Source organism: Nonomuraea longispora, from assembly GCF_004348345.1.
GTDB classification, from domain to species: domain Bacteria; phylum Actinomycetota; class Actinomycetes; order Streptosporangiales; family Streptosporangiaceae; genus Nonomuraea; species Nonomuraea longispora.
On sequence record NZ_SMJZ01000094.1, the window covers coordinates 23,783 to 30,775 of the forward strand.

The 6,993-nt window shown below is 70.4% G+C and carries 6 protein-coding genes; 3 read left to right on the plus strand and 3 right to left on the minus strand.

The annotated features are described in order from the left end of the window. Positions 1-5 precede the first annotated feature (5 nt). Positions 6-836: a CPBP family intramembrane glutamic endopeptidase gene (locus E1267_RS23675; RefSeq protein WP_132335032.1), complete on the plus strand. Its 831-nt coding sequence runs from the start codon at positions 6-8 to the stop codon at positions 834-836. On the opposite strand, the gene E1267_RS23680 is transcribed toward E1267_RS23675, so the two are convergent. Then, the gene (locus tag E1267_RS23680; protein ID WP_132335034.1) at positions 800-1,519 is read right to left on the minus strand and encodes a PIG-L deacetylase family protein; all 720 of its coding nucleotides are present in this window, start codon (positions 1,517-1,519) and stop codon (positions 800-802) included. The genes E1267_RS23675 and E1267_RS23680 overlap by 37 nt on opposite strands. Before the next feature lie 95 nt (positions 1,520-1,614). On the opposite strand from E1267_RS23680, the gene pcrA reads away from it, so the two are divergent. Further along, positions 1,615-3,867, plus strand: a complete 2,253-nt coding sequence (gene pcrA / locus E1267_RS23685; protein WP_484213943.1) for a DNA helicase PcrA — start codon at positions 1,615-1,617, stop codon at positions 3,865-3,867. A 26-nt stretch (positions 3,868-3,893) separates the two neighbouring features. Here the strand turns inward: pcrA and E1267_RS23690 are convergent, their stop codons facing one another. Together E1267_RS23690 and E1267_RS23695 are read right to left on the minus strand one after the other, a co-directional pair. Continuing rightward, entirely contained in the window at positions 3,894-4,526 is a 633-nt protein-coding gene (locus E1267_RS23690; protein WP_132335036.1) for a response regulator, read from the minus strand. Then, on the minus strand, positions 4,523-5,734 hold the full coding sequence (locus E1267_RS23695) for an ATP-binding protein (protein WP_132335038.1): 1,212 nt from the start codon (positions 5,732-5,734) through the stop codon (positions 4,523-4,525). Before E1267_RS23695 ends, E1267_RS23690 begins: the two co-directional genes overlap by 4 nt. Before the next feature lie 112 nt (positions 5,735-5,846). Here E1267_RS23695 and E1267_RS23700 point away from each other — a divergent pair. Beyond that, on the plus strand, positions 5,847-6,993 hold a 1,147-nt coding region (locus E1267_RS23700), incomplete at its 3' end, for a PspC domain-containing protein (RefSeq protein WP_165959755.1).

Genomic DNA, 6,993 nt, shown 5'->3' on the forward strand with positions numbered 1-6,993 from the left:
CAGGAGTGCTGCTTCGCTCGATCGCGATCCTCGCCGCCGCCAACATCATGAATAACAAGATCGCTCCCAGGCTGGGCCCGCTGACGTCCGCCGCGGCGACGGCCGCCCTGGTGGCGATGGCGCGCAGGTCGGGTCTGTCGTGGAAGGAGCTCGGCTTCGAGCACGGCCGCCGCGGCGCGATCGCGGGCGGCGCCCTGGCCGCGGGGGTGGCCGCCGTCTACGCGGCCGGCATCTCGATGCCGCGCACCAGGCGGCTCTTCCACGACGACCGCGCGCTGTCGCTCTCACGCGCCCGCGTCTGGGAGGAGGCACTGATCCAGGTGCCTTTCGGCACGGTTCTGCTGGAGGAGGTGGGCTTCAGAGGCGCACTCCACGCGCTGCTGCGCCGGCGGCACGGCGCAGTGGCCGCCACCGGGGTGTCCTCCGCCCTGTTCGGCCTCTGGCACATCCTTCCGGCCATCGACATGGCCCGCGCCAACCCCGCGCTCGGCGCTCTGGTCGCCGACGAGTCCCCCGGCCGCCTCGACACCGCGCGCGTGGTGGCGGGCAGCGTGGTGTCCACGGCGGCGGCGGGCGTGCTGTTCTGCGAGCTGCGCCGCCGCGGCGGACTGCTCACCCCGGTGATGCTGCACCTGGCGACCAACTCTTTCGGCTATCTCTTCGCCCGCCTCGCCGCCTCTACGGGGCGGCGATCCTGCACTACAACCGCGACTTCGACGTCATCTCTGAGATCACGGGGCAGCCCGCGCTCTGGGTGGGGACACCCGGTTCGGTGCCGTAGACCGGGATCATCCGGAGGTCAGGCCGTGGAGACGACCTGGAAGCCCTCCGCGTAGCGGCCCACGCCGAAGCCGGCCTGCTCACCCCAGGCCGCGAAGCGGCTCTTGACGAAGTCGGCGAAGCCCTCGACGTGGGCGACCTGGCTCACATGTGACTGCAAGGCCGCGAGCTTGCGGTCCATGGCGCTGGTGACGTCCACCCAGTGGTCGGGTGCGGGGCCGCCGGTCAGCCACACCTCACGCACGGTCCACGCCTCCAGGCCTTCGTCCCGCGCCAGTTCGGGGAAGGCGTAGGGGTTGCGGGCGTCGGGGTAGACGGCGTCGAGGGCGGCGCCGCCCACCGCGCGATGGTCGGGATGACTGGGCGCGATGAACCCGTAGTTACGGTCGGGGTGGTGGGTGATGACCAGGTCGGGCCTGACCTGGCGGATCACCCGGGCGATGTCGCGTCTCAGCTCCAGTGACGGCACCACCTGACCGTCCGGATGACCGAGGAAACGCAGATCCGTGACGCCGACCGCCTTGGCGGCGGCCCGCTGCTCGGTCCTGCGCAGCTCGGCCATGCCCGAGTTGTCCAGAGTGCGTTCGTTGCCGCCCGCGTCTCCGTCCGTGACCAGCAGGTAGGTGACCTCCACGCCCCTGTCGGCGAGCAGCGCCACGCTCCCGGCGGCACCGAAATCGGCGTCGTCCGGATGGGCGGTCACGACAAGAACCCGGTTGATCTCGCTGTCCGGCAGCATGCTTCCCCTTTCCGCGCCTTCCGTCGAGCACAACCTGAGCCCCGGCGATCGCATTCCGTGCCACGTTTGTCGGTGGGGCGTCTTACCCTGGGTGGGTGCCGACCCAAGTCTCCGTTGACCACCCCTTGCTCGATGGCCTCAACCCGCAGCAGCGTGAGGCCGTGATCCATCATGGCAGCCCGCTGCTCATCGTCGCGGGCGCGGGGTCGGGCAAGACGCGGGTGCTGACACATCGCATCGCCTATCTGCTGGCCGAGCGCGAGGCCCATCCGGGCGAGATCCTCGCCATCACCTTCACGAACAAGGCCGCCAAGGAGATGAAGGAGCGCATCGACCAGCTGGTCGGGCCGCGCTCCAAGGCCATGTGGGTGATGACGTTCCACAGCGCCTGCATGCGCATCCTGCGCCGGGAGGCCAAGCGGCTGGGCTTCCCGTCCAGCTTCTCGATCTACGACCAGGCCGACTCGCAGCGGCTCATGGCGATGGTCTGCAGGGAGATGGAGCTCGACCCGAAGCGTTATCCGCCGCGCTCCTTCTCCGCCCAGGTCAGCAACTTCAAGAACGAGCTGATCGACTACGAGACCGCGCTCGACAAGGCCGGCTCACACCTGGAGAAGACGCTCGCGCAGGCGTACAAGGCCTATCAGCTCAAGCTGACCGAGGCCGGCGCGATGGACTTCGACGACATCATCATGAACACGGTGACGTTGTTCCAGCTCTTCCCCGAGGTGGCCGAGCACTACCGGATGCGCTTCAGGCACGTGCTCGTCGACGAATACCAGGACACCAACCACGCCCAATACATCCTGATCAGGGAGCTGGTCGGGCGTCCCGAGCTGCGCACCGCCGACGGCGACCTCGTGCGGTCGGGGGCCGGCCAGTCGGAGCTGTGCGTGGTGGGCGACGCCGACCAGTCGATCTATGCCTTCCGCGGCGCGACGATCCGCAACATCCTGGAGTTCGAGCGCGACTATCCCGACGCGCGCACGATCCTGCTGGAGCAGAACTACCGCTCCACCCAGAACATTCTGGCCGCCGCCAACGCCGTCATCGCGCGCAACGAGTCGCGCAAGCCGAAGAACCTCTGGTCCGACCAGGGCGACGGCCCCAAGATCGTGGGCTACGTCGCCGACAACGAGCACGACGAGGCCATGTTCGTGGCCCAGGAGGTCGATCGGCTCAGCGACGAGGAGGGCGTCAAGGCCGGCGACGTCGCGGTCTTCTACCGCACCAACGCCGCCTCCCGCGTCTTCGAGGAGATCTTCATCCGCACCGGCCTGCCCTACAAGGTGGTCGGGGGCGTGCGCTTCTACGAGCGCAAGGAGGTCAAGGACCTGCTGGCCTACCTGCGGGTGCTGGCCAACCCGGCCGACGTCGTGTCGCTGCGGCGCATACTCAACGTGCCCAAGCGCGGCATCGGCGACCGGGCCGAGGCCATGATCGAGGCGCTGTCGTCGCGCGAGCGCATCTCGTTCTGGGACGCGCTGCGCCGGGCCGACGAGGCGCACGGCATGGCCACCCGCTCGCTCAACGCGGTGCGCGAGTTCGTCGCGATGATCGAGGAGCTGATCGGCAAGGCCGAGGGCGTCCCGCCGTCCGCGCTGGCCGAGGAGGTGCTGGTGGCCACCGGCTACCGCGCCGAGCTGGAGGCCTCAGAAGATCCGCAGGACGAGTCGCGCCTGGAAAACCTCAACGAGCTCATCTCCGTCGCCTCCGAGTTCGAGGAGGCCAACCCCGAGGGCACGCTGGTCGAGTTCCTTGAGCAGGTGTCGCTGGTGGCCGACGCCGACCAGATCCCCGACGCCGACGGCGGCCAGGGCGTCGTCACGCTGATGACCCTGCACACCGCCAAGGGCCTGGAGTTCCCCGTCGTCTTCCTGACGGCGATGGAGGACGGCGTGTTCCCGCACGTCAGGTCACTGAGCGAGCCCAAGGAACTGGAGGAGGAGCGGCGGCTGGCCTACGTCGGCATCACCCGGGCCCGGCAGCGGCTCTACCTCACGCGGGCGGCCGTGCGCAGCTCCTGGGGGGCGCCGTCGTTCAATCCCGCCTCCCGCTTCGTCAGCGAGGTGCCGGGGCAGCTCATCGACTGGCGCACCGACCCGGAGAAGTCCGCTTGGAGCGCGGCCACCCGGCGCGAGCCGGCCGCCCGGCCAGCCCCGGCGAAGAGCGGCGGGCGCACCGTGCCGTCGCTGGCGCCGGGCGACCGGGTCACCCATGACGCGTTCGGGCTCGGCACGGTGGTGTCCGTGGACGGCGTGGCGGAGAAGACCAAGGTCAAGATCGACTTCGGCGGGGGCGGGGAGAAGACGTTGCTGCTGGCGTACGCACCGCTTGAGAAGTTGTGAGCCGGCCCGCGCGCCCGCGCGGGCGTTCAGACCAGGCGGCGGGCGGTGGCCCAGCGTGAGAGCTCGTGGCGGTTGGAGAGCTGGAGCTTGCGCAGCACCGACGAGACGTGCGTCTCCACGGTCTTGACGGAGATGAACAACTCCTTCGCGATCTCCTTGTACGCGTAACCGCGCGCGATCAGCCGCAGCACCTCGCGCTCGCGCTGCGTCAGCGAGTCGAGCTCCGGGTCGATCGAGGGCGCCTCCGACGAGGCGAACGCGTCCAGCACGAAGCCGGCCAGCCGCGGCGAGAAGACGGCGTCGCCTTCCGACACCCTGCGGATGGCGTCGGTCAGCTCCTTGCCGCTGATGTTCTTGGTGACATAGCCCCTGGCGCCGCCCCGGATGACGCCGATGACGTCCTCGGCGGCGTCGGAGACGGACAGGGCGAGAAAACGCACCTGGGAGCCGGAGCCGAGGACGCGGCGCAGCACCTCCTGGCCGCCGCCTCCGGGCATGTGCACGTCGAGCAGCACCACGTCGGGCTGCTGCTCGGCGATCGCCTTGACCGCGGAGTCCACGTCCTCGGCCTCGCCCACCACCTCGATCGAGTCGCCGAGTTCGGCGCGCACGCCGGAACGGAACAGCCGGTGATCATCGACGATCAACACTCGCGTCATGCCTTCTCCACCTTCATGGTCAACATCACTTCCGTGCCCTCGCCGGGCTCGGTGCGCACTCTGGCTGCGCCTCCGTGACGTTCCATTCTGCCGATGATGGACTCTCTGATTCCCATCCTGTCGAGGGGGACGGCCTCAAGGTCGAACCCCTTGCCACGATCCTTCACGAAAATCGCGACCTCTTCACCCTCTACTTCCGTATAGACGGAAATGGACGGACTACCAGAGTATTTGGCGGCGTTGACCATCGCCTGCCTGGACGCCTTCAGCATGGCGGCCAGCTTGCCCGCCGAGTCGAGGTCGATGTCCCCGACGCAGACCACCTCGATGGGCACGCCGTGCGCGTCCTCCTCCTCGGCGGCGATCCTGCGTACGGCGGCCGCCACCGTGGCGTCGGCGTCCTGGGCCGGCTGGTACAGCCAGTTGCGCAGGTCGCGCTCCTGCGCGCGGGCCAGGCGGGTGACCTCGCGCTGGTCGTGGGCGACCCGCTGGATCAGCGTCAGCGTGTGGAGCACCGAGTCGTGCACCATGGCGGCGACTTCGGCGCGTTCCTCCTGCCTGATGCGTTCACGCCGTTCGAGCTGCAGCTCCTTCCACAGGCCCGCCAGCCAGGGAGCGGCGATGACGGCCAGACCGCCGACCACGACTCCGGTGAACAGCAGCCCCTGGCTGGCCTGGGCCAGCTCGCCCTGGGCCGCCAGGAACCCGGCCCCGCCGATCACGACGAGCGCCACGCCGAGCAGCGAGCGCACCCGGTTCTTCCGCATGCTGAGCGCCGCGCCGCTCATCCAGTTCTTGCGGCGTTCCGGGTCGGCCTGCTGCCAGAGGATCAGGGCGCCGATCCCGCCCACCGCGAACGGCAGCATGCCGATGCCGCCCTGGGAGGCGCCCGTCAGCCAGCCGAACGCGAGCAGCGCCACCCCGATCGCGCTGAACGCGGCGAGCTGGCTCCAGTCACGCGGCGGCGGAGCAGCCCCCTTGTACGGCTGCTTCGGCGCGATCATCCACAGCACCGCGTACGCGACCATGCCGACCCCGTTGACCGCGCTGAGCAGCACGAACATCAGCCTGATCACCACCGGATCAAGCGAGAGCTGCGTCGCCAGCCCCTGGGCCACGCCGCCCATCAGGCGGCCCTCCATGGGGCGCATCATCCGCCGGTAAGGCGTTTCGCCACTGGGCTCGGCGAGTGTCTTCTGGTCAGCCATAACATGGCCATAGTCACATGTCCCGGGCATCGAGGCATCCGGGAACGACCCCCGGGTCGGGTCAGGGGTGTCCCGGATGCGGGCACCCGGCACACAGGTACACGATGGTGACATGACAGAAGCTCCGCCCAGGGAACCGGCCGCCCCTCACCGTGTGCTGCGACGCAGCAGCGAGGGGCGCTTCCTCATGGGAGTCTGCGCGGGCCTCGGGCGGCACACCGGCATCGACCCCGTGGTGTTCCGCGTGGGCTTCGCGGTGCTGATGTTCGGCTCGGGCATCGGCTTGTTCCTCTACCTCTCGGCGTTCCTGCTGATGAAGGAGCCGAACGGCAAATCCGGCCTCATCGAGCAGTGGACCGGCCGCGACTTCGACGCGGACACCGTGATGGCGCTGATGGGCGCGGTCCTGGCGTGCGGCCTGGGGCTCAACCTGGCGACGGTGTGGCTGGACGTGGGCACGCTCGTCGTGGGCGTGTTCCTGGCGGTGTCGCTGCTGGCCGCGCACGCGAGCGGGGTCGACCTGCTGGGGCTGGCCCGGTCGATGCCCGAGCGGCTCGGCAGGCGCAGGACCGACGGCGAGCGGCAGGCGGCGTCGTGCACGACGCCGCCGGTGCGGCCGCAGTCCGCACGCACAGGCTTGGACGAGACCGCGCAGACGTCGTCGCCCTCGCGGGAGACGCCCGCGCCGGGTCCGGCCGAGTCGGCGACGCCCGATCAGGTCCAGGCCCAGCGGGCGGCCGGCCGGCCGTTCCAGGAGCGGTCCGGCGAGCCGGCGCCGGGGACGACCCGCCACCCGTCCCAAGGGCCGGCGCACGAAACCACCCGCCACCCGATTCCCGAGGCGGCGCAGGAGACGACGGGCCACCGGCCGGTCGAGCAGCCGACCCGGGAGTTCACCGGGCCGGTGGGCGAGGACGCGCAGGAGCGCGCCGCCGCCGGGCCCGACCCGGCTCTCGGCGACGCGGTGACGGCGGAGCACGCCGTGCCGCCGTACAGGCCGTCCGAGCCGTACAGGCCGTCCCAGCCGTACGAACAGGCCGAGCCGTACGAACAGGCCGGACCGTACGAACAGGCCGAGCCGTACGGGACGCGCGCCGGCGGTCCCCGTCGGGCGCCGACGACGTCCTCCGGCCACAGCGGCTACGGCGACCCGTTCGCCCCCAACGGCCCCTACCAGCCACTAGACCCGGCCAAGAGAGGCGGCGGCTACTCGCCGTACGACCCCGCGCTGTACGCCCGCCCGGCCCCCGCGCCGGCCC

Coding starts and splice junctions, on each gene's coding strand:
- E1267_RS23680 (WP_132335034.1), bottom strand. CDS start 1,519: ATGCTGCCGGACAGCGAGATCAACCGGGTTCTTGTCGTGACCGCCCAT.
- E1267_RS23690 (WP_132335036.1), bottom strand. CDS start 4,526: ATGACGCGAGTGTTGATCGTCGATGATCACCGGCTGTTCCGTTCCGGC.
- E1267_RS23695 (WP_132335038.1), bottom strand. CDS start 5,734: ATGGCTGACCAGAAGACACTCGCCGAGCCCAGTGGCGAAACGCCTTAC.